Below are 21,303 nucleotides of genomic sequence, written 5' to 3' on the forward strand. Positions count from 1 at the left end.
AATTAATATATGAAAATAAATATTGTTAAGATCTTTACAATTTCAGCGTATTTCTTAGCTGTATCAAATTTGAGTGCTCAACAAGCCTCTAATTATGATTATAAAGAAGCTTTTAAAGAGCCTTTCTATACCTATAATGGTAACGAGTTTCGTTCAGCAAGTGGGCAGCCGGGTGCTAAATACTGGCAAAACCATGCGAACTATATTTTAAATATAACTTTAGATGATGCCCAGAATCTTTTTACAGGGAGCGCTGAAGTTCAGTATACCAATAACAGTCCGGATGAACTGAAATTTATTTGGTTTCAGCTCGATCAGAATTTATTCAAAAAAGAATCCCGCGGAAGTGCAATGATTCCGCTTAACAATTCAAGATACGGTTCAAGCAACTCAGATTTTGAAGGTGGTTATACTATAAAATCGGTAAAAGTAGATGGTAAAGAAGTAAAATATACCATTACGGATACCAGAATGCAGGTAGACTTGCCTAAGGAACTAAAATCCAACGGAGGTTCAGTAAAGGTTAAGATTGATTATTCTTTTGTTTCTCCGGAAGACGGAGCAGACAGAATGGGGTATCTGAAAACGAAAAATGGTAAGATTTATACAATGGCACAGTGGTATCCACGTGTTGAGGTATATGATGATATCAAAGGCTGGAATACGGTTCCGTATTTAGGGCCTTCAGAGTTTTATCTGGAATATGGTGATTTTGATGTTACGATTACGGCGCCAAATAATTTTTATGTTGTCGCTTCCGGAGAGCTGCAGAATCCTAAGGATGTATTTTCTTCTCAGCAGCTGAAAAAATGGGACGATGCCAAAAATAGTGAAAAAGCTGTAGTGATTCGTTCAGCTTCAGAGGTGGGAGAAAATACTGCTAAAAGCGGGAATAAAACTTGGAAATTTAAAATGAAACAAAGCCGTGATTTTGCTTTTGCTGCATCCCCGGCGTTTATTTTAGATGCTGCCAGAATTAATCTTCCTTCCGGTAAAAAGTCACTGGCTATTTCTGCTTATCCGGTGGAAAGCGACGGACAAGGAGCATGGAGCAGATCTACAGAATACACAAAAGCTTCTATTGAGCATTATTCTAAGCAATGGTTCGAATATCCTTACCCAAATGCAGTGAATGTTGCAGGTATAACAAATGGTATGGAATATCCGGGGATTGTGTTCTGTAAATATACATCTAAGGGTGCCGGATTATGGGGGGTAACTGATCATGAATTTGGACATACGTGGTTCCCGATGATTGTAGGATCTAATGAAAGAAAGCATGCGTGGATGGATGAAGGTTTCAATACATTTATCAATGGTATTTCTACGGAAGCGTTTAATAATGGAGAATACTATAGAAAAGGTTCTGCACGTGGTATGACAGGATATCTGTTCAGTGATAAACTGGAGCCTGTAGATACACCTCCGGATGCTATGAGAGAATCTAGTATTGGAGCCTTGGCCTACTACAAGCCGGGGACAGCACTTAAGATTTTGCGTAATAATGTTATTGGCAAAGAGAGATTTGATAAAGCCTTCAGAGAATATATTAACCGTTGGGCATACAAGCACCCTGTTCCGGACGATTTCTTCCGTACTATGGAGAATGTAGCCGGAGAAGATCTAGGTTGGTTCTGGAGAAGCTGGATTCAGAATAACTGGAAACTGGATCAGGCAATCTCAAGTGTTAAATATGTTGATAATAGCTATACTAAAGGTGCTGTAATAACTATTCAGAATCTGGAGAAAATGCCAATGCCTGTAGATTTGAGAATTCAGTTTAAAGACGGAAGCCAGCAGGATATGTCTTTACCTGTAGAAATCTGGAGAAGAAATACAGAATGGACATTTAAAGTTCCGACGACAAAAGAAATTCAGACTGTGATTATTGATCCGGATGGAAACTTCCCGGATGTTAATCCTTCTAATAACGTTTGGAAGGGGTAAATCAGTAAAGAATTAACAAAATTAAAGATTTACGAAAGAGAGGTAAATGAAGAATATTTTTTTAGGCTTAGCACTTGGATTCTCCTTATCAGTTTTTGGACAAGAGCTAAAAGTAATGAGCTTTAATATACGGATGTCTACGGATTCGGATAAAGATAATTCGTGGAAGAATCGTAAAGAAGAAGCTTTGCATCTTATGGATTATTATCATCCTGCAATCTTAGGTGTTCAGGAAGCTTTACCGGAACAGATGAAGGATATCAAAAATGGACTGGCTGGCTATGATTATATAGGCGTTGGCCGTGATGATGGTAAAGATAAAGGCGAGTTTTCTGCAATTTTTTATGATACTCAAAAACTGAGAAAACTTCAGGGAAGTACTTTCTGGTTATCGGAAACTCCGGATAAACCTTCTAAAGGTTGGGATGCTGCACTAAACAGAATATGTACCTATGCACTGTTTCAGGATCTGAAAACCCAAAAGAAATTCTGGGCATTCAATCTGCATTTCGACCATATTGGTAATGAGGCCAGAAAGCAATCTTCAAAACTGATTCTGAAGAAAATGAAAGAAGTGAATAAGGAAAATTATCCTGTAGTACTTTCCGGAGATTTTAACCTTACCGAAGAAACAGAGCCATTGAAGATTATTGCTGGTGAAATGAAGGACTCTTTTTACAATAGTGAAAAAAAACAATATGGCCCGAAAGGAACATTCCAGGACTTTAATATAAGTGTTCCGGCTAAAGACCGCATTGATTATATTTTTGTGAAAAGCTTCAGAGTTTTATCACAAAGGCATATCAATGACAGAAGAGAAAATCTGCTTTATCCCTCGGATCACTTTCCGGTATTTGCGGAATTGAAGTTTGAAAAATAAGAAAACGCTGCCATAGGCAGCGTTTTTTCTAAAATAGAATTTGTGTTTAACATTGATTTAGGCGTAAAGGAACACATTCGTTGTTTGAATTGCAGCAGGTTCTGGCCGGGCAAACTTTATCATCGATAATGTGACCGTCGTCATCTGCTATAATCATGCAAACCTGATAACCTGGTATTGGATCAAATTTTCCTCCGATAATTTCCTTTAATGTACTCCTTGTTAAAGGGTTTAATTTTTCTTTCATAATTGAAATATTAAATGCACATATATCTTCTTGGATCTCTGCAAATGTTGCCTGTACTACAGCATAGTCCCCTAGGACAAGACATATCTTCCTGACATTCTGTAATAGCAGCTCCGCCACTAATTTGCTTTAAACTTTTTCTTACTAATTTTTTCATGATGGGTTTATTTTTTGATTATTCAATAGGTGTTGGCCAGCATTCTGATTGTGCACATCCAAGGCTAAACTCGGTGCATGTGGTTCCAGGAACGCAATTGGTCTGTACATTGCCAAACATATCTGTAATCGTTGTACATCTGCAGTCTTTTTTACCTCCTAAAATTGTTTTTAAAGAGCTTCTTATTAACTTTTTCATAATAGGTTGGTTTTAGGTTATTCTATTGGAGCTGGTTGACATTCTTGTTGAAAACATGCAATACTTATTTGTGTACAAGTGTCGGTAACGCAATCTCCACTTGTTGACCCGTCAGGGTAAGTAAATCTGATGCATCTGCAATCTAGCTTACCTCCTAAAATTGTTTTTAAAGAGTTTCTTACTAACTTTTTCATGATAGATTAATTTTTAATTATTCAATAGGTGTTGGCCAGCAGTCTCTTTGCCCGCAAGAAAAACTTATTTGGGTACAGAATTCAGTTGCACAATTACCGCTTGTGGAACCATCCGGATAAATAATCCTTCTGCATGAGCAGTCTAATTTTCCACCTGAAATAGCTTTCAGTGAATTTCTTTTTAATTTTTTCATAATTAAAGATTTGGTTGTTATTTGATGAAATGCTAATATAGTAAAAATATGATATTTGTCATGTTTATGTGTTGAATATTTTTATTGTTAAGTATTTAATAGATAAAAGATTACGCCGCAGGCATTGCTTGCGGCGTAATCCGATAAATAAAATATGATATATGAAAAAATGTTTTTTACTGGTCAGTTGGTCTGAATACCAATCCACTTTCTTCGAAGTAATCTAATGTAATTCTGTCGCCATCATTAACATTTCCTGCAAGAATTTCTCTCGAAAGTTTATTCAATACTTCCTGTTGGATTACCCTTTTTAGAGGTCTTGCTCCGAATGCAGGATCATAACCTTTGTTCATCAGATAATCAATCGCATCCTGAGTAGCTGTCATAATGATATTACGTTTTGCTAACATCTCATTGAATCCTCTTAACTGATATTGTACAATTCTTCCGATCTCTTTTTTGTTTAAAGGCTGGAATAATACTACTTCATCAATTCTGTTCAGGAATTCCGGACGAAGACTTTGTTTTAGAAGATCAAAAACTTCAGTTTTTGTTTTATCAATTACCTCTTCGTGATTCTCATCAGTAAGGTTTTCAAAATTCTCCTGTATCAGATGAGATCCAAGGTTGGAAGTCATAATGATAATTGAGTTTTTGAAATTTACAACACGTCCTTTATTGTCTGTTAGACGCCCGTCATCTAATACTTGTAATAAGGTGTTGAAAACATCCGGATGGGCTTTTTCAATTTCATCCAGAAGGACAACAGAATAAGGTCTTCTTCTTACTGCTTCCGTTAATTGTCCGCCTTCGTCATAGCCTACATACCCCGGAGGAGCACCAACTAATCTGGAAACACTATGACGTTCCTGATATTCACTCATATCAATTCTGGTCATATTGTTTTCATCATCAAAAAGGAATTCAGCTAAAGCTTTTGCCAGCTCTGTTTTACCAACACCAGTAGTTCCCAAGAATAAGAAAGAGCCAATAGGTTTCTTTTCATCACTAAGTCCGGCACGATTTCTTCTGATTGCGTCCGATACAGCCTGAATAGCCTCTTCCTGTCCAACAACTCTTTTATGAAGTTCATCCTCTAAGTGAAGTAACTTTTCTCTTTCAGACTGGATCAGCTTAGTTACTGGTATACCCGTCCATTTAGCAATTACTTCCGAAATATTTTCTGCAGTAACTTCCTCTTTTATTAGTTCGTTCTGATGGTTTTGCATTTCGAGTTCTACTTTGCCTAGCTCTTCTTCTTTTTCACGAAGTTTTCCGTATTGGATTTCAGCTACTTTTGCATAGTCACCTGTTCTGGAAGCTCTTTCAGCTTCTAATTTCAATGACTCAATATCTTTTTTGATCTGAGTTAAATCCTCAGATTTTTGTTTTTCTTTTAGCCACTTGGCATTTATTGTATTACGTTCCTCATTTATTCTGGATAGATCTTCTTTCAGATGATCTATTTTTACCTGATTCCCTTCTCTGGAAATAGCAGCTAACTCAATTTCCATCTGCATTATTTTCCGATCCAGAACATCCAGCTCTTCCGGCTTGGAATTGATTTCCATTCTTAGTTTAGCAGAAGCTTCATCGATAAGGTCAATAGCCTTATCCGGTAAGAAACGGTCGGAGATATATCTTTGCGACATTTCTACTGCAGCAATAATAGCCTCATCTTTTATTCTCACCTTGTGATGGGCTTCATATTTGTCTTTGATACCACGAAGGATAGAAATTGCAGATTCAGTATCCGGTTCTTCCACCATTACTTTCTGGAAACGACGCTCCAAAGCTTTATCTTTTTCGAAGTATTTCTGATATTCACTAAGTGTTGTAGCACCGATAGCTCTAAGTTCTCCTCTAGCCAATGCAGGCTTTAGGATATTAGCAGCATCCATTGCGCCTTCTCCGCCTCCGGCACCTACAAGTGTATGGATTTCGTCAATGAAAAGAATAATCTGTCCGTCAGATTTTATAACTTCATTTACAACAGACTTCAGACGCTCTTCAAATTCACCTTTGTATTTTGCTCCGGCAATAAGAGCACCCATATCCAATGAATACAAAGTTTTATCTACCAGATTTTCCGGTACATCTCCGGAGATTATTCTGTGTGCTATACCTTCAGCAATAGCAGTTTTACCAACTCCAGGTTCTCCAATCAGGATCGGGTTGTTTTTGGTTCTTCTGGATAAGATCTGAAGAACTCTTCTTATTTCTTCATCACGTCCGATAACCGGGTCTAATTTGCCTTCAGCAGCTAATTCGTTAAAATTCTTAGCGTATTTGTTTAGTGATTGATACGTTTCTTCTGAACTTGCAGAAGTTGCCTTACTGCCTTTTCTAAGTTCATTAATGGCTCCTTCCAGTAATTTTCGGGTAACACCCATATCTTTCAGCATTTGAGAAACTGGTGAATTGGTTTCAATTAATGCTAACCAAAGGTGCTCAATGGTTACGAACTCATCGCCCATTTTCTTTGCAATATTAGGAGCATCCAACAACACTTTGTTAGCTGTTTGGGAAAGATAAATATTTCCGCCTTGTACTTTAGGAAGACTCTCTATACTTTCACGGTTTCTTTCCCTTACTAAAGCAGCATCTGCCTCAGATTTTTTTAAAAGGAAAGGGGATATATTTTCATCTACCTGAAAAATACCTTCAAGTAAATGTTGAGGTTCAATACTTTGGTTGCCAAATTCCAAAGCTGTTTGTTGTGCAGCCTGAATGGCTTCTTGTGATTTTACGGTATATTGGTTTAAGTTCATATTTGATATTTTTTGTAATTTTTTCTTTTGGGTTTGAAACTTGAGATTTGGCTCTCCCGGATCGGCTCAGCAGGTGCTTGAGTTTTGATTCGTATTATACCAAATCTCAGATTTCGGTTTAATCATTTAATTCTGGTGTTTTGTGCTCAAAATGTGTTCTATTTTGATTTATTTATAAAATTAGGACAAATTTTCCGGTTCTAAATTTCGAAAATGTTAATTTTGAGCCAAATTTTCCGAATTAGCGAAGAAATTAATTTTATTATATGCCATAAAATTTGTTATTTACGCTCCAGAAATAAAATGATGAAAACACAAAACTTAGTTTTTGAAGAAATACGCGAATTAATTCTTTTTAAAGATCTGGACAGGGCGGTAAAAAGAATTATTGATATTACTTTAGACACCGAGAATCTTCGGTTTTATAATGAAACAAACAGTTTTTTGGACTGGTTGGATTCAAAGCCTTCTGAAGAAGTAATTATAGAAAGGCTAAATGTTTTACTACAAAAGCTTCACGAAGAATTATCCGGAAAACCTGTTACTGAACCTCAAACCGTAATCTCTGTAAAGGGACTTACTAAGAAGTACGGAGCAGGATTTACGCTGGGGCCTATTGATCTGGAGGTAAATTCCGGAGAGATTATAGGACTGGTAGGAGAAAATGGAAATGGTAAAACAACATTACTGCGGAGCTTATGTGGAGATTTGAAGCCTACTTCCGGTAGTATTAAATATAACTTTCCGTGTAAGGACGATTATGGACTGAGAACAAAACTGGTTTATATTCCACAGAGAACAGATACCTGGAGAGGAAGTATGTATGAGAATCTTGTTTTTACGGCATCTAATTATGGTTATAAACCTGAAGAAAACAAGGCTGTAGTAGATTTGATTATTACGAGGCTGGGGTTACGACCTTTTCGAAAACATTCATGGAATAGTCTTTCTTCCGGTTATAAAATGAGATTTGAGCTGGCAAGAATGTTATTGAGAAAGCCTAAAATTCTATTGATCGATGAACCTTTGGCCAACCTGGATATTCTTGCACAGCAAACTATCCTGGATGACTTTCGGAATATAGCAAGCTCGCCTTACCGGCCTATTGCGATAGTACTGAGCTCCCAGCAATTGTATGAAGTTGAAAAAACTTCTCAGCAGGTTGTTTTCCTTAAAAATGGATCTCAAAGAAATCTGAAGTCTCAGGAAGCTGAAGAAGTACAGTTTATTGTAGAGTTTGAAACAGATGATACATTGAGTAATCTGAAAGAAAAGCTGTCTTCCATTTCTTTGGTATCTCTCGAACAAAACGGAGGAACCTTTGTTGCACATTTCCCTATGCATACTACAGTGAATATTTTCTTAGAAACTATACTGAAAGAAAATATTCAGTTGGTATACTTCCGTAATATCACCCATTCAACCCGTCGTTTCTTTATTAAATAACAGCCATGCTAGATAAAATACAAACTAAACTATTGCTGAAATATCCGCTGTTGTGGAATACCAAACTGATTCCAATGCTTATATTAGGTATCGGAATTAATGCAATCTATTTTTTAATCGGTTACCTCACCGGAACCGTAGATTTTACTGAAATGTATCAGTATAGTGAGGATGTAACATTCTTTACGTTTTCTGTAATTATTTCTATCCTGGCACTTATTCTGTGGCTGGTATTTTACTTCAGACATAATGGTTTTAAGGCCTTTTATCCAAAAGGTAATAACTCTTTATTTTACGAGTGGACCCATATTTTTATTATTGTTTTATCGCTTTCTTCTTTTTATTTCTTTTTCCAATGGGGAAAAGTAACACATCAGAGGTCTTATTACAGTTATCAGGACGTTGTAACAAAAGGTAATCTGATTACTCAGATGGATTATTTTATTGATGCTCCGTTTGCCGAAGGGGATCTGGATTCTTTACAAATGGGCTTAAAAAAGGACGGCTCCCGTATTAAAGAAAATGGTTATTTCTATAAAGACTCAGTTACAATCCTCGGGAAGAAATATCATAAAAATGCATTAATCAACAGAGAAGTTCAGGATAGATATTACGATAAGTTTGCATCCGTAAATCCGGAACCAAATGATGCCATTATGAAAAAATTACTGGCAGACAGAAATGAAGCAGAGATCAAAAAGAAGTTTCAGAATTATTTTGAATTAGTAAAATCGGTGAAGCTAAAAACCAATCTTACACCAGAGCGGTTACTTACTCTCAATTACCATCCGGAAAGTGGTTATATGGAATATCAGCTCATCAATCCCATGTATCCGCGAGATATTGAAGCTAGTGTGGTATCCGCTACCGGAGAAAAAACATATTCCAACTTTTATGTTGAACAGGCTTTACTGAAAAGTAACTTTGCAACTTTAAAAGAGGCTCACAGCAGACCTATTATAGAAAAAGAGTTGGTCGTTTTTATTTTCTATTTTTCACTCGTACTATCATTTCTGATTTTTGCTTTCAGAACTACATCAGGAAGAAACTGGCTTATAGCATTAGTCTCTTTGGGTATATTGAATATTGTTTTCGGACTGTTTAATGCCATTACCGGAGGGGAGACGTACATGGTTATGATGCTGCTTACTTTTGGTGTTATTGTGGCATATCTCTGCTCGGTATTTGTTAATAGCAAAGTAAAGGCACATTCGGGAATATTTGTTTGTATGTTCTTGTTTACTTTTATGTGGTTTATTCCGGCTTTTTGTTTTTTAGCAGACCAGAAAAATTGGTTTGATATAGATAAAACAGCAATGTTTGGTTATAACTTTATATTAGTAGTTATTTCCTTTTTCTTCCTTTCAAAATACATAAAAAGGTGGAGAGCATTGCCCGAACAATAGTTAGTTAGTATTTTTGCAAAAAAAACTAATCAATGCAGCTGAAAAAAAAGCAAATTGAAATACTAGAAGTAGCCATAGAACTTTTTAAAGAAAAAGGTTATGTTGGAGCATCTATGCGTGATCTGGCTGCCAGTCTTAATATAAAGGCAGCCTCGCTTTACGCACATATTCGTTCAAAAGATGAATTGCTGGAATGGATATGCTTTAGCATTGCAGGAAGATTTTTCGAAGGACTAAATGAAGTAAAGAATGCAAAACTTCCGGCTAAAGAACGTTTGAATCTATTTATTGAAAAGCACATTTCCATTGTCCTGGAAAATCCAGATGTTACCCACATTTATTCTAATGAGTGGAAGCATTTGGAAGAGAGGCTTTCTGAGTTTGTAGAACTCCGGAAGCAGTATCAAAGAGAAGTGGAGCAACTTATATCTGAGATTTATCAGGAAGAAAACTGGGAACTTAAATCCCCGGCATTTACCACTAAATTTATTCTTCATACACTAAATAATTCCTATTTTTGGTTCAAGAGAAATATAGAATCTACGTCCGAGATTACCGATGAAATCAGGGATAAAATACTTTATGGTCTTCTTGGGAATTTAAAAACATGATGGAAGTCATAAAAAATTTGCCAGAATAAAAATTCTTTTTATTTTTACAACTAACGAATGTTAGTTAGATTATGTATTTTTCAGTTGAACATTTAGAATTAGATCAGTTGCGGAAACTTCAGTCAGAGAGATTGAAGAATCTTGTTAATTACCTTGGAGATAGATCTGAATTTTATAAACGAAAATTTAATGAATCCGGCCTGGTGCCTCAGGATATAAAATCAATTGAAGATATTTCGAAACTTCCTATAACCTATAAACAAGATTTAAGAGATAGTTATCCATTCGGATTATTTACTGTTCCTAAAAGTGAATTACAGAGGATTCATTGCTCGAGTGGAACAACAGGAAAGCCAACAGTAGTAGGCTACACAAAGGAAGATGTAGATCTCTTTAGTGAAGTAGTTGCCAGATCGCTGAATGCCGCAGGTGCGAAGCGGGGAATGCTGCTGCATAATGCCTATGGTTACGGGATTTTTACAGGAGGATTAGGACTGCATTATGGTGCTGAAAAGCTGGGCATGAGTGTTCTTCCTATTTCAGGTGGAATGACGGTAAGACAGGTGGATTTGATTATGGATTTTAGACCTGAAGTTATTTGCTGTTCACCATCTTATGCACTTACAATTGCAGATGAGTTGGCTAACAGAGGAATTCCTGCAGAAGATATAAGCTTGAAGTATGCGGTATTAGGCTCCGAACCCTGGACAGAAATTATCAGAGGGCATATTGAAAAAAGACTGGGTCTCCATGCAACGAATATTTATGGGTTAAGCGAAATTATCGGCCCGGGTGTTTCTATGGAAGATTGGGAAGAAAAAGGTGGATCCTATATCTGGGAAGATCATTTCTATCCGGAAATATTAGATCCTGTGACTAAACAGCCTGTTCCATATGGTGAAGAAGGCGTTTTAGTTATTACAACCCTCACTAAAAAAGCAATGCCGCTTTTGCGCTACTGGACCAATGATATTACAAGTCTCTATTACGATACCAATGCAAAACGGACAATGGTGAAGATGAAACCTATAGTAGGACGAGCTGATGATATGCTTATTGTAAGAGGTGTGAATGTATACCCAAGTCAGATTGAAGATGCATTTTCTGGTATTAAAGGAGTAGTTCCCAACTATTATCTTACTCCTGTTGAAAAAGAACATATGTGTGTAGCCCTTGAAGTAGATGTAGAAATAAATGATGATCTGATCAGGGCGCAACAATTTGAAATAAACAGTAACGACTATACCAACTTTATCCACAATTTTGCTGAAAGAGTGGAAGGAGAAATAAAAAGAAGGGTCGGAATAACAACAAAAGTGAAAATCCATGCACAGGATTCTCTTCCAAAATGTGAAGGTGGAAAAATAAACAGAATACTTAAGAGAAAATGAACTCATTTTATAAATTAAAAACCGTAAAGGTTCAGAAGGATACACAGGATGCCGTGAATGTAGCAGTTGAAATTCCGGAGGAACTAAAAGATAAATTCAGGTTCAGGCAGGGGCAATATATTAACTTCAGAATGATGATTGATGGTAATGAAGAACGTCGTTCCTATTCCATTTGTAATGCTCCTAGTGAGAAAAGCAATGTATTGGAAGTGTTGGTAAAGCTTTTAGAGGGCGGTAAAGTTTCAGGATATTTCAACGAGCATCTTCATATGGATGAAATGCTGGAAGTAATGCCACCAATGGGAGGATTTAATACAACCTATCATCCCAGCAATACTAAAACTTATATTGGACTGGCAGCAGGAAGCGGAATAAGTCCTGTATTGTCTAATCTTAAGGAAAGTCTTTATCAGGAACCCAATAGCAATGCTTACTTGTTTTACAGCAACAGAAGCATGGCTCATGTGATGAAGAAAGCTGAACTGGATAAGTTGGAAAAGGATTTTGGCGGAAGACTAAAGGTAATCTATTTGGTAAGTAGAGAGAAACATGAAGATCCGGTTTTTGAAGGAAGAATATCAGCTGAAAAATTAGAACAGCTTTTTGAAAGATATTCGGATATTGATGTTCAGGAGGCTACATATTTTATTTGCGGCCCTGCTGATATGATTAAAGGTATTTCTGACTATCTGAAAAAAGAAAAGAAAGTTCCCGCAATTCAGGTTTTGTATGAATACTTCACCGCACCGGATGAAGAGAATTCGGAGGAAATGAGTGAAGAGTTCAAGGCTATTGCTAACCTGGAAAGTATGGTGACGGTAATTATTGATGATGATGAATATTCTTTTCATCTTAATTCGAAAAAAGAAAGCATTTTAGATAAGGCTCTGAAAGAACAATTACCTGTGCCGTTTGCCTGTAAAGGAGGCGTATGTTGTACTTGCAAAGCCCAGGTACTGGAAGGTGAAGTTTTTATGGAAAAGAACTTTGCATTGACAGAGGATGAGGTAGAAAGAGGATTTGTACTGACATGTCAGTGTCATCCCACTACCAATGTGTTGATGCTGAATTATGATGTTTAAATTTATATTGATTATAAATAGTGGAGTTTTGCGGTTAAAAACTGTTAATTGTACTTGAAAACCAGTGGTTTATTGGTAAATTGGTAAAGAAGTATAACCGCTAAATTTAAAAGTCATGACTAACTGGAAATTCGCAAAAGCATTAGATGAAAATGAAGAGTATAAGATTAATGGACTTAACATCTGGAGCTTTTACTGGAACTGTGTTAATAAAAAAGTGGAAGTAAAAGGACCTTATGAAGGACATGTTTACTATTTCAAGGAATATGTGATTGAGGATAAAGGTAAAAAAGTAAATTTTGTGGCCGGAGAATTTTCCAACTCTAAAGTGGGAATCTATCTTAAAGATGATTTAAGTGATGGCCATTTATAATGTAATAATGTAGCAATATAACAATGTATCAGTGTAGCAACCTTCTGTCATGCTGAGCGTAGTCGAAGCATCTAATTGTTACATTGACAAACTGGTAAATTGAAAAAAAATGGATTTAGAAAAGTTTGTACAATACGTACATGAAGAAAATAAAGTAGAACCAAAAGATATAATGCCTGATGATTACAGGAAGTTACTGGTTCGCCAGATTTCTCAGCATGCACATTCCGAGATTGTGGGAATGCTTCCGGAAGCCAACTGGATATCCAGAGCACCATCATTGAGAAGGAAAATGGCATTACTGGCAAAAGTTCAGGATGAGGCGGGACACGGATTATATCTTTATGCTGCTACTGAAACTCTGGGGAACAGAACGATAAGATCCGACAGAGATGCTACTTACGACGATATGTTGTCCGGAAAAGCAAAGTACTCCAGTATCTTCAATTACCCTACACTAAGCTGGGCAGATATAGGTGCGATAGGCTGGCTTGTAGACGGAGCAGCGATTATGAACCAGGTAATGTTAATGGGTAATTCTTACGGGCCATATTCAAGAGCAATGGTGAGAATCTGCAAAGAAGAATCTTTCCACCAAAGACAAGGTTATGAAATCCTAATGGCACTTTGCCGTGGAACAAAACAGCAGAAAGAAATGGCTCAGGCAGCATTAAACCGTTTCTGGTGGCCTGCATTAATGATGTTTGGCCCAAATGATGAACATTCTCCAAACTCTAAATTATCAATGAATTACAGAGTAAAACGCGAGAGTAATGACAGTCTTCGTCAGAGATTTATAGATGTTACCGTTCCGCAGGCTGAATTTTTAGGGCTAACCATTCCGGATAAAGATTTAAAATGGAATGAAGAAAAAGGGCGCTATGACTTTGGAGAGCTTCCATGGGATGAGTTTATGGAAGTACTGAAAGGTAACGGACCTTGTAATAAAAAGAGATTACAGACCAAAGTAAAAGCTCAACAAGAAAACCTTTGGGTAAAAGAAGCAGCTGCAGCTTTTGCAGATCGCAATGTAACAATAAAATAATGTAATAATATACCAATGTAAAAATGTAACAATCAATTGTCATTCTGAGCATAAACTGAAGGTTTACGAACCTAGCTCATGAAGAATATCATTTGTACATTGATACATTGTTAAATTAATTTGACTATGGCAAATTTAGATATGTGGGAAGTTTTTATTCAGACAAAACCGGGCTTATCCCACAAGCATGCCGGAACAGTACAGGCACCTACAGCGGAGATGGCATTACAAAATGCCAGAGATGTTTATACAAGAAGAAAAGAGGGAACCTGTGTATGGGTAGTTCCGAGCAAATATATAGTAAGCTCCGAAGGAGTGGATCAGGAAGCATTCTTTGATCCTGCGGATGATAAGCTGTACCGCCATCCGACTTTCTACGAAATCCCTAACGATGTGAAAAATATGTAAATTATAGAAGTGAGAAGTTAGATTATAGAATTTAGTCTAATTTCTAACCTCTAGTTTCTAAATTCTATACAATGAATCCATTATATAACTACTTATTAAAATTAGCTGATGATAGCTTTATCATGGGGCAAAGGCTTGCAGAATGGTGTGGTGAAGGACCATACTTGGAAGAAGATATTGCTTTAACTAATATTGCTTTGGATGAATTAGGGCAGGCCAATAATTTTTACCAATATGCATCTCGATTGAGTGATGATGGAAAAAGCGAAGATGATATAGCTTTCCTGAGATATGAACATGAATATGTAAATGCACATTGGACGGAGTTACCTAATGAGGATTATGCGCAAACCATTCTTAAAGTATATGTTTTTTCTATATATCAGAAATTAATGTACGAGGCTTTATCCACATCAGTAGATGAAGAACTGTCTGCAATTGCACAGAAATCTCTGAAAGAGGTAAGATACCATTATACCCATACTTCTTCATGGATGCGGATTTTTGCTCAGGGAACAGAAGAAAGTTGTGAACGTTTGACTTATGCTGTTGAAAACATCTGGGAATATACCAAAGGATTATTTGCTCATGTAGAGGGGGAAGAAGATTTGATTGCTTTAAATATAGCTCCAAATACAGATGAACTGTATGAGCAATTTATAACTACTACAAAAAAAGACTTTCAGGATTTTGGAATAGAATATCCGGAAAACCCTTTTATGCAGCTTAAATCCAGAACTGGTTATCATACAGAACACTTTGGATATATCCTTTGTGAACTACAATATTTGCAAAGAGCCTATCCCGGTTGTACATGGTAGATCGCAATGAAGGTATTTCTGAAAATAATTGTTTTTTTTCTAATAGTATATTTAGTGCTGTGTACTGTGATATACTTTTATCAGGAAAAAATAATTTTCCATCCCGAAAAACTACCGGAGAACTACTCCTATAATTTTGGAAGTAATACCGAAGAGATAACAATAATAACGAGAGACAATAAACGGTTAAATTCTGTATTATTTAAAGCTCCGGACTCTAAAGGAGTTATTTTTTATCTTCATGGTAATGGCGGATCCATAAAAGGATGGAGTGAAGTCGCAAAGCTCTATAATAGCATGAACTACGATGTTTATATGCTGGATTACAGAGGTTATGGGAAAAGTGAAGGAAGTATAGAAAGTAAAGATCAGATATTTTCGGATGTGGAGCGTGCTTATGAAGAAATCAAAAAACGATACCCTGAAAATAAAATTATTATTCTGGGGTATTCTGTAGGAACAGGTTTAGCATCAAAACTGGCATCAGTAAACAATGCCGAATTATTGATTTTGCAAGCACCATATTACAGTCTAAGGGATGAAATGAAACAAAAGTTTTCGTTCCTTCCCGGATTTTTACTAAAATATAATTTTGAAACTTATCAATATCTGAAAACTGTGAAATCTCCGATTGTTATATTTCATGGTAATGCCGATGAGGTGATTAATTATAACGCTTCTTTAAGACTGAAAAATAATTTTAAAAAAGGAGATAGCCTGATTGTATTGAATAATCAGGGACATAACGGGATGACAGATAATATTGACTATCAAAAAGCAATGGAGAAGATTCTTGATTTTGATAAAAAATAAAGAAATGAATGAACTTTTAGACATATTAAAAACAATTCCAGACCCGGAAATTCCGGTAATTGATATAGTGGAATTAGGTATTGTAAGAGAAGCTAGAATGCTTGATGAAAATATTTGTGAAGTAATTATTACACCTACTTATTCTGCTTGCCCGGCTATGTTTACTATAGAAGAAGATATTACCAAGGTAATGAAGGAGAACGGGTGGGATGCAAAAGTAGTAACCAAAATGTTTCCTATCTGGACGACTGATTGGTTAACTGATGAAGCCAGAGAGAAATTAAGGGTCTATGGAATTACACCTCCTGAAAGGGGAGCGGATGAACATCATATCGGAAAACCTAAGAAATGTCCACGTTGTGGATCTATGCATACCAAACAGATCAGCAGATTTGGATCTACTTTGTGTAAAGCATCTTATCAATGTTTAGATTGTCTGGAACCCTTTGATTATTTTAAATGCCATTGATGTAAATTAATGTAGCAGTTTGTCAATATAGTAATGAATCAGTTTACTAATAGAATTTACGGATATGCGGAGCATAGCAATGTTGTAGTCAAATTGCGGTACTATTAGATTGTTACATTAATTTAGATTGTTATATTGGTACACTAAAAAAATATTTTTATGGAATATACTCAAATTGATATTGAATCAAAATTAGAAGGAAAACTAAAAATAGCTTATCTCAACCAACCTGAAAGTTATAATTCACTTAACAAAAAAATGTTGAGTGAAATTCGCCATTTTATGGAGGAATGTGACAAAGACGAAACAGTGAGATGTATTGCTGTTTCCGGAAGGGGAAAAGCTTTCTGTTCCGGACAGAATCTTAAAGAAGCATTATCATTAGGCAAAGATGCTGAAGAAGAAAGAATCATACAGCGTATGGTTATCGACTACTATAATCCAATGGTAAAATCCATTGTAAAAAATTCAAAACCTGTTATTGCACTGGTTAATGGCCCTGCGGTAGGAGCAGGTGCTATGCTGGGGCTTATCTGTGATTTTACGCTGGCTACAGAAAGTTCTTATTTCTCACAAGCATTTGTGAATATCGGACTGATTCCGGATACTGCAGGAACTTATTATTTGCCAAAACTATTGGGCAGACAGTTGGCCGGCTATTTAGCATTTACCGGAAAGAAACTTTCATCGGCCGAAGCGAAACAGTTGGGATTAATAGCTGATGTCTTCAAAGATGAAGAGTTTGAGGCAAAAGCAGGTGAAGTTTTAGCTCAGATATCTAATCTGCCAACAAAAGCAATTGGTTTAACCAAAAAAGCTTTTAATAATTCTTATACCAATACATTGAGTGAGCAGTTGGATTTGGAAGGTATTTACCAACAAGACGCTGCTGAAACTGAAGACTTCAAAGAAGGCGTAAGAGCATTTTTAGAGAAAAGACAACCGGATTATAAAGGAAAATAAAACTAATATAACAATTTACAGATGTAGCAGTCTACCAATAAAATAAATGCTTCGGCAAAATTCAATTTTTTATAAAGTTGTTATATTGGTAAACTGATACATTGTTACACTATTTTTTTACTATGAATATAGGAGTAATCGGCTCAGGAACAATGGGAATTGGGATAGCTCAGGTAGCTTCTGCCAACGGTTGTAATGTGTTTTTGTTTGATGCAAATTCTTCGCAAACCGAAAAAGCATTACAAAATCTGAAACAAACATTGACGAAGCTTGCTGAGAAACAAAAAATATCAGTTGAAGAATCTGAACAAATTTTCAGCAGAATCAAGTTTTGTACAACTCTGCAAGAACTTAAAGATTCCGATTTAGTTATTGAAGCTATTATTGAAAACAAAGAGATTAAAACCAAAGTGTTTTCGGAGCTGGAGGATTATGTATCCGATACTTGTATAATTGGCTCCAATACATCTTCTATTTCTATTACTTCATTATCGTCTGAGTTGAAAAGACCAGAGCGTTTTATTGGTATTCATTTTTTCAACCCCGCACCTTTGATGCCATTGGTGGAGATTATCCCAGGATTACTCACAGATGAACAACTACCGCAAAAGGTTTATGATCTGATGAAAACCTGGAAGAAAGTTCCTGTAATTGCTAAGGATATTCCCGGTTTTATCGTCAACAGAATTGCACGCCCTTATTATGGTGAAGCACTAAGGATTGTTGAAGAAAATATAGCAACACCACAACAGGTAGATGATGCTATGACCAGTCTGGGCAATTTTAAAATGGGACCTTTTGAACTGATGGATCTTATCGGTATCGATGTGAACTTTGCCGTGACAACAACCGTTTATAAGGATTATTTCTACGATCCTAAATATAAACCTTCCTTACTACAACAACGTATGGCTGAAGCCAAGCTTTTGGGGAGAAAAACAGGTAGGGGATTTTATAATTATCAGGAAGGAGCTGTAAAGTCTGTCGCTCAGAAGGATGATGCATTGTATGAAAAGATTTTTATAAGAATTATTTCCATGCTGGTAAATGAAGCTGTAGAAGCTAAAAGGCTGGGTATTGCCAGTGATGAAGATATAGAATTGGCGATGCAGAAAGGTGTAAATTATCCTAAAGGCTTACTAAGCTGGGGACAGGAAATTGGTTATAAAACCATATCCGAAACACTTCAAAATCTTTATAACAAATACCAGGAGGAACGCTACAGACAAAGCCCTTTACTTAGTGAAATATAACAATGTATCAATGTAACAGTATAACAATCATTGATACATTGGTAGACTGTTATATTGGTATATTTTTTAATTAAATAAAAATGAAGCCAGAACAAATTGCAGATTATATGCTTAATCAGGATGAATTCTCCAAATGGATGGGAATAAAACTGATAACGGTTAAAGAAAATTATTGTTTAATAGAAATGCCGGTTAGAAAAGAAATGCTGAATGGATTAAAAACTGTTCATGGCGGAGTAACTTTTGCTTTTGCGGACTCAGCATTGGCTTTTTCCTCCAATAATTCCGGAGATGCCGCTGTAGCACTAAACTGTGTAATCAACTTTACCACTGCCGGCAAAGAAGGAGATATCTTTCGTGCAGAAAGTAAGTTGGTGAACGAAACCAGAAAGACTGCAGTTTATGATATCAATATCACCAATCAGGAACAAAAATTAGTAGCAAAATTTACAGGAACAGTTTATAAAATTGGAAAAAAAGTAATTGAACTGTAAGTTCAATGTAGCAATTTGGTAGTTTACCAATGTACCAATAACTGGTATATCGCTTATTATTTAATTGGTAAATTATTACATTAAAATAGTTATTATGAACAACGTATACATCATAGATTATATAAGAACTCCTGTTTCAAAACTACAGGGAGGTTTATCCGAAGTAAGGGCAGATGATTTAGCCGCAATAGTTATTAAGGAAATAGTGGAGAGAAACCCAGAAGTTCCCGTAGATGAAATTGAAGATGTTATTTTCGGATGTGCTAATCAGGCCGGAGAAGATAACCGTAATGTAGCAAGGATGGCTCTTTTATTAGCCGGCCTTCCATACAAAATAGGCGGAGAGACAGTGAACAGGCTTTGTGCTTCCGGAATGTCTGCGGTAGCCAATGCTTTCCGAGCTATTGCTGCGGGCGAAGGAGAAATCTATATTGCAGGTGGAGTAGAGCACATGACGCGTTCTCCTTATGTAATGTCTAAACCAAGTGTTGCATACGGACGGGATAGTCAGATGTATGATACAACTTTCGGATGGCGGTTTGTAAATCCTAAAATGAAAGAAATGTATGGTGTAGACGGAATGGGGGAGACAGCTGAAAATCTGGCCGACCTGCATAATATCAGCAGAGAAGATCAGGATCAATTTGCACTGTGGTCACAACAAAAAGCTACAAAAGCTCAGGAAAGCGGAAGGCTTGCTGAAGAAATCGTAAGAGTAAAAATTCCGCAAAGAAAAGGAGATCCTGTAGTATTTGATAAAGACGAATTTATTAAGCCAACAACAACTATAGAAGTATTAGCAAAGCTTCGTCCTGCTTTCAGAAAAGAAGGAAGTGTAACAGCCGGAAATGCTTCCGGAATGAATGACGGCGCTGCTGCTCTTATTCTGGCAAGTGAAGAAGCTGTAAAGAAATATGGTCTAAAACCAAAAGCAAAGATAGTGGGATCAGCAGTTGCGGGAGTAGAGCCCCGAATTATGGGAATAGGTCCGGTAGAAGCAACTCAGAAACTGCTAAAAAGACTCAATCTTTCCCTTGAAGATATAGATATTATTGAATTGAATGAAGCATTTGCCGCGCAAGCGCTTGCCGTAACCAGAAGCTTAGGTCTGGAGGACAATGATCCGAGAGTTAACCCAAGTGGAGGAGCCATTGCAATAGGGCATCCGCTGGGAGTATCAGGAGCCAGAATTATTGGATCAGCAGCTCTGGAACTTCAAAAACAGAATAAAAAATATGCTTTGTGTACACTTTGTATTGGTGTTGGACAAGGTTATGCAATGGTAATTGAAAAAGTATAATATTTTCAATAATGTAACAATATAACAATGTAACAGTTTATCAATAGAATATATACTCTTTCAATAAGGCAGGATATTTATTGTTACATTGATAAACTGATACATTGCTAAATTAAATTTTTAATAAAAATTTTATGAACATTTACTCCTATCATGGTATTCGTCCTATTATAAAGCCTTCTGCCTATGTTCATCCTCAGGCAGTGATTATCGGAAATGTAGAAATTGGTGAAGAAGTATATATCGGCCCCAATGCTGTTATTCGCGGTGACTGGGGAAAGATTATTATAAAAGACGGAGCCAATGTTCAGGAAAACTGTACGCTTCATGTATTCCCAAATATTGAAACCATTTTGGAAGAATCAGCACATATAGGACATGGCGCGATTATCCATTCCGGACATATCGGTAGGAATTGTCTTGTAGGAATGAATGCGGTAGTAATGGATAAGGCTGTAATTGGCGATGAATGTATTATTGGAGCGCTAGCTTTTGTTCCAGCTAATTTTAAATGTGAGCCCAGAAAACTGATCGTAGGAAGTCCCGCAAAAATTATACGTGATGTTTCAGACGAAATGATTCACTGGAAAACCGAAGGGACAAAACTCTATCAGGAATTGGCAAGAGAAGGAAAAGATGCTATTGTTCCTTGTGAACCTTTTACAGAATTTACAGAGCAAGTCCCTACAAAAGTAGTAGACTACAGCATCTGGGCTGATTTGAAATAAAGTAGTAAATTTAAACCTTATAGGTTTTAGAGCCTATGAAGTTTAAAATATAAAATAATTATAGCCTAAAATGCAGAATTTCCTGAAAAAATATTGGTATGTCGTTCTGATT

General features: G+C 36.4%; 22 protein-coding genes. 18 read left to right on the top strand and 4 right to left on the bottom strand.

Annotated elements, in window-relative coordinates; genetic code table 11:
* Positions 1 to 9 precede the first annotated feature (9 nt).
* Positions 10 to 1,947, top strand: coding sequence for a M1 family metallopeptidase (locus AYC65_RS20420; protein ID WP_034870693.1), 1,938 nt, complete (start codon positions 10 to 12; stop codon positions 1,945 to 1,947).
* 46 nt (positions 1,948 to 1,993) lie between these two features.
* Positions 1,994 to 2,827, top strand: coding sequence for an endonuclease/exonuclease/phosphatase family protein (locus AYC65_RS20425; protein WP_034870694.1), 834 nt, complete (start codon positions 1,994 to 1,996; stop codon positions 2,825 to 2,827).
* Positions 2,828 to 2,873: 46 nt separating this feature from the next.
* Here AYC65_RS20425 and AYC65_RS20430 read toward each other — a convergent pair whose 3' ends face one another.
* The 4 genes from AYC65_RS20430 to clpB form a co-directional block, all read right to left on the bottom strand.
* Complete coding sequence (locus AYC65_RS20430) at positions 2,874 to 3,194, bottom strand: hypothetical protein (RefSeq protein WP_034870695.1); 321 nt, start codon at positions 3,192 to 3,194, stop codon at positions 2,874 to 2,876.
* Between the two features lie 55 nt (positions 3,195 to 3,249).
* Positions 3,250 to 3,429 (bottom strand): hypothetical protein, encoded by a 180-nt coding sequence (locus AYC65_RS20435; RefSeq protein ID WP_078674701.1) that lies wholly within the window; start codon positions 3,427 to 3,429, stop codon positions 3,250 to 3,252.
* Positions 3,430 to 3,640: 211 nt separating this feature from the next.
* Positions 3,641 to 3,817, bottom strand: coding sequence for a hypothetical protein (locus AYC65_RS20965; RefSeq protein WP_165689201.1), 177 nt, complete (start codon positions 3,815 to 3,817; stop codon positions 3,641 to 3,643).
* Positions 3,818 to 3,993: 176 nt separating this feature from the next.
* On the bottom strand, positions 3,994 to 6,588 hold the full coding sequence (gene clpB / locus AYC65_RS20440) for an ATP-dependent chaperone ClpB (protein WP_034870697.1): 2,595 nt from the start codon (positions 6,586 to 6,588) through the stop codon (positions 3,994 to 3,996).
* Between the two features lie 303 nt (positions 6,589 to 6,891).
* On the opposite strand from clpB, the gene AYC65_RS20445 reads away from it, so the two are divergent.
* The 16 genes from AYC65_RS20445 to AYC65_RS20520 all read left to right on the top strand — a co-directional run bounded on the left by AYC65_RS20445 (position 6,892) and on the right by AYC65_RS20520 (position 21,191).
* A complete protein-coding gene (locus AYC65_RS20445) occupies positions 6,892 to 8,034 on the top strand; it encodes an ABC transporter ATP-binding protein (protein ID WP_052114758.1) in 1,143 nt (380 codons plus the stop codon).
* Between the two features lie 5 nt (positions 8,035 to 8,039).
* A complete protein-coding gene (locus AYC65_RS20450) occupies positions 8,040 to 9,440 on the top strand; it encodes a hypothetical protein (protein ID WP_034870698.1) in 1,401 nt (466 codons plus the stop codon).
* A gap of 32 nt (positions 9,441 to 9,472) precedes the next feature.
* Positions 9,473 to 10,051, top strand: coding sequence for a TetR/AcrR family transcriptional regulator (locus AYC65_RS20455; protein ID WP_034870699.1), 579 nt, complete (start codon positions 9,473 to 9,475; stop codon positions 10,049 to 10,051).
* A 71-nt stretch (positions 10,052 to 10,122) separates the two neighbouring features.
* The gene (locus tag AYC65_RS20460) at positions 10,123 to 11,442 is read left to right on the top strand and encodes a phenylacetate--CoA ligase family protein (protein ID WP_034870700.1); all 1,320 of its coding nucleotides are present in this window, start codon (positions 10,123 to 10,125) and stop codon (positions 11,440 to 11,442) included.
* Positions 11,439 to 12,524 carry a 2Fe-2S iron-sulfur cluster-binding protein gene (locus AYC65_RS20465; protein WP_034870701.1) on the top strand — a complete coding sequence of 362 codons (1,086 nt, stop codon included), beginning with the start codon at positions 11,439 to 11,441 and terminating at the stop codon, positions 12,522 to 12,524. The genes AYC65_RS20460 and AYC65_RS20465 overlap by 4 nt, the downstream gene beginning before the upstream one ends.
* A 115-nt stretch (positions 12,525 to 12,639) precedes the next feature.
* The gene (locus AYC65_RS20470) at positions 12,640 to 12,897 is read left to right on the top strand and encodes a hypothetical protein (RefSeq protein WP_034870702.1); all 258 of its coding nucleotides are present in this window, start codon (positions 12,640 to 12,642) and stop codon (positions 12,895 to 12,897) included.
* Positions 12,898 to 13,006: 109 nt separating this feature from the next.
* Positions 13,007 to 13,942 carry a 1,2-phenylacetyl-CoA epoxidase subunit PaaA gene (gene paaA / locus AYC65_RS20475; protein ID WP_034870704.1) on the top strand — a complete coding sequence of 312 codons (936 nt, stop codon included), beginning with the start codon at positions 13,007 to 13,009 and terminating at the stop codon, positions 13,940 to 13,942.
* Between the two features lie 126 nt (positions 13,943 to 14,068).
* The gene (gene paaB, locus AYC65_RS20480) at positions 14,069 to 14,350 is read left to right on the top strand and encodes a 1,2-phenylacetyl-CoA epoxidase subunit PaaB (RefSeq protein WP_034870705.1); all 282 of its coding nucleotides are present in this window, start codon (positions 14,069 to 14,071) and stop codon (positions 14,348 to 14,350) included.
* Between the two features lie 71 nt (positions 14,351 to 14,421).
* On the top strand, positions 14,422 to 15,171 hold the full coding sequence (paaC, locus tag AYC65_RS20485; protein ID WP_034870707.1) for a 1,2-phenylacetyl-CoA epoxidase subunit PaaC: 750 nt from the start codon (positions 14,422 to 14,424) through the stop codon (positions 15,169 to 15,171).
* 66 nt (positions 15,172 to 15,237) lie between these two features.
* Positions 15,238 to 15,984 (top strand): alpha/beta hydrolase, encoded by a 747-nt coding sequence (locus tag AYC65_RS20490; RefSeq protein WP_234300422.1) that lies wholly within the window; start codon positions 15,238 to 15,240, stop codon positions 15,982 to 15,984.
* 4 nt (positions 15,985 to 15,988) lie between these two features.
* Positions 15,989 to 16,453, top strand: a complete 465-nt coding sequence (gene paaD, locus AYC65_RS20495) for a 1,2-phenylacetyl-CoA epoxidase subunit PaaD (RefSeq protein WP_034870758.1) — start codon at positions 15,989 to 15,991, stop codon at positions 16,451 to 16,453.
* A 159-nt stretch (positions 16,454 to 16,612) separates the two neighbouring features.
* The gene (locus AYC65_RS20500; RefSeq protein WP_034870711.1) at positions 16,613 to 17,416 is read left to right on the top strand and encodes an enoyl-CoA hydratase/isomerase family protein; all 804 of its coding nucleotides are present in this window, start codon (positions 16,613 to 16,615) and stop codon (positions 17,414 to 17,416) included.
* A gap of 122 nt (positions 17,417 to 17,538) precedes the next feature.
* On the top strand, positions 17,539 to 18,669 hold the full coding sequence (locus AYC65_RS20505) for a 3-hydroxyacyl-CoA dehydrogenase NAD-binding domain-containing protein (RefSeq protein WP_034870712.1): 1,131 nt from the start codon (positions 17,539 to 17,541) through the stop codon (positions 18,667 to 18,669).
* Positions 18,670 to 18,749: 80 nt separating this feature from the next.
* Positions 18,750 to 19,163, top strand: a complete 414-nt coding sequence (locus AYC65_RS20510) for a PaaI family thioesterase (protein ID WP_034870713.1) — start codon at positions 18,750 to 18,752, stop codon at positions 19,161 to 19,163.
* Between the two features lie 94 nt (positions 19,164 to 19,257).
* The gene (gene pcaF, locus AYC65_RS20515; RefSeq protein ID WP_034870714.1) at positions 19,258 to 20,463 is read left to right on the top strand and encodes a 3-oxoadipyl-CoA thiolase; all 1,206 of its coding nucleotides are present in this window, start codon (positions 19,258 to 19,260) and stop codon (positions 20,461 to 20,463) included.
* Between the two features lie 134 nt (positions 20,464 to 20,597).
* Positions 20,598 to 21,191, top strand: coding sequence for an acyltransferase (locus AYC65_RS20520; RefSeq protein ID WP_034870715.1), 594 nt, complete (start codon positions 20,598 to 20,600; stop codon positions 21,189 to 21,191).
* The last annotated feature ends 112 nt before the right edge of the window (positions 21,192 to 21,303 follow it).

The organism is Elizabethkingia bruuniana (assembly GCF_002024805.1).
Taxonomy (GTDB): domain Bacteria; phylum Bacteroidota; class Bacteroidia; order Flavobacteriales; family Weeksellaceae; genus Elizabethkingia; species Elizabethkingia bruuniana.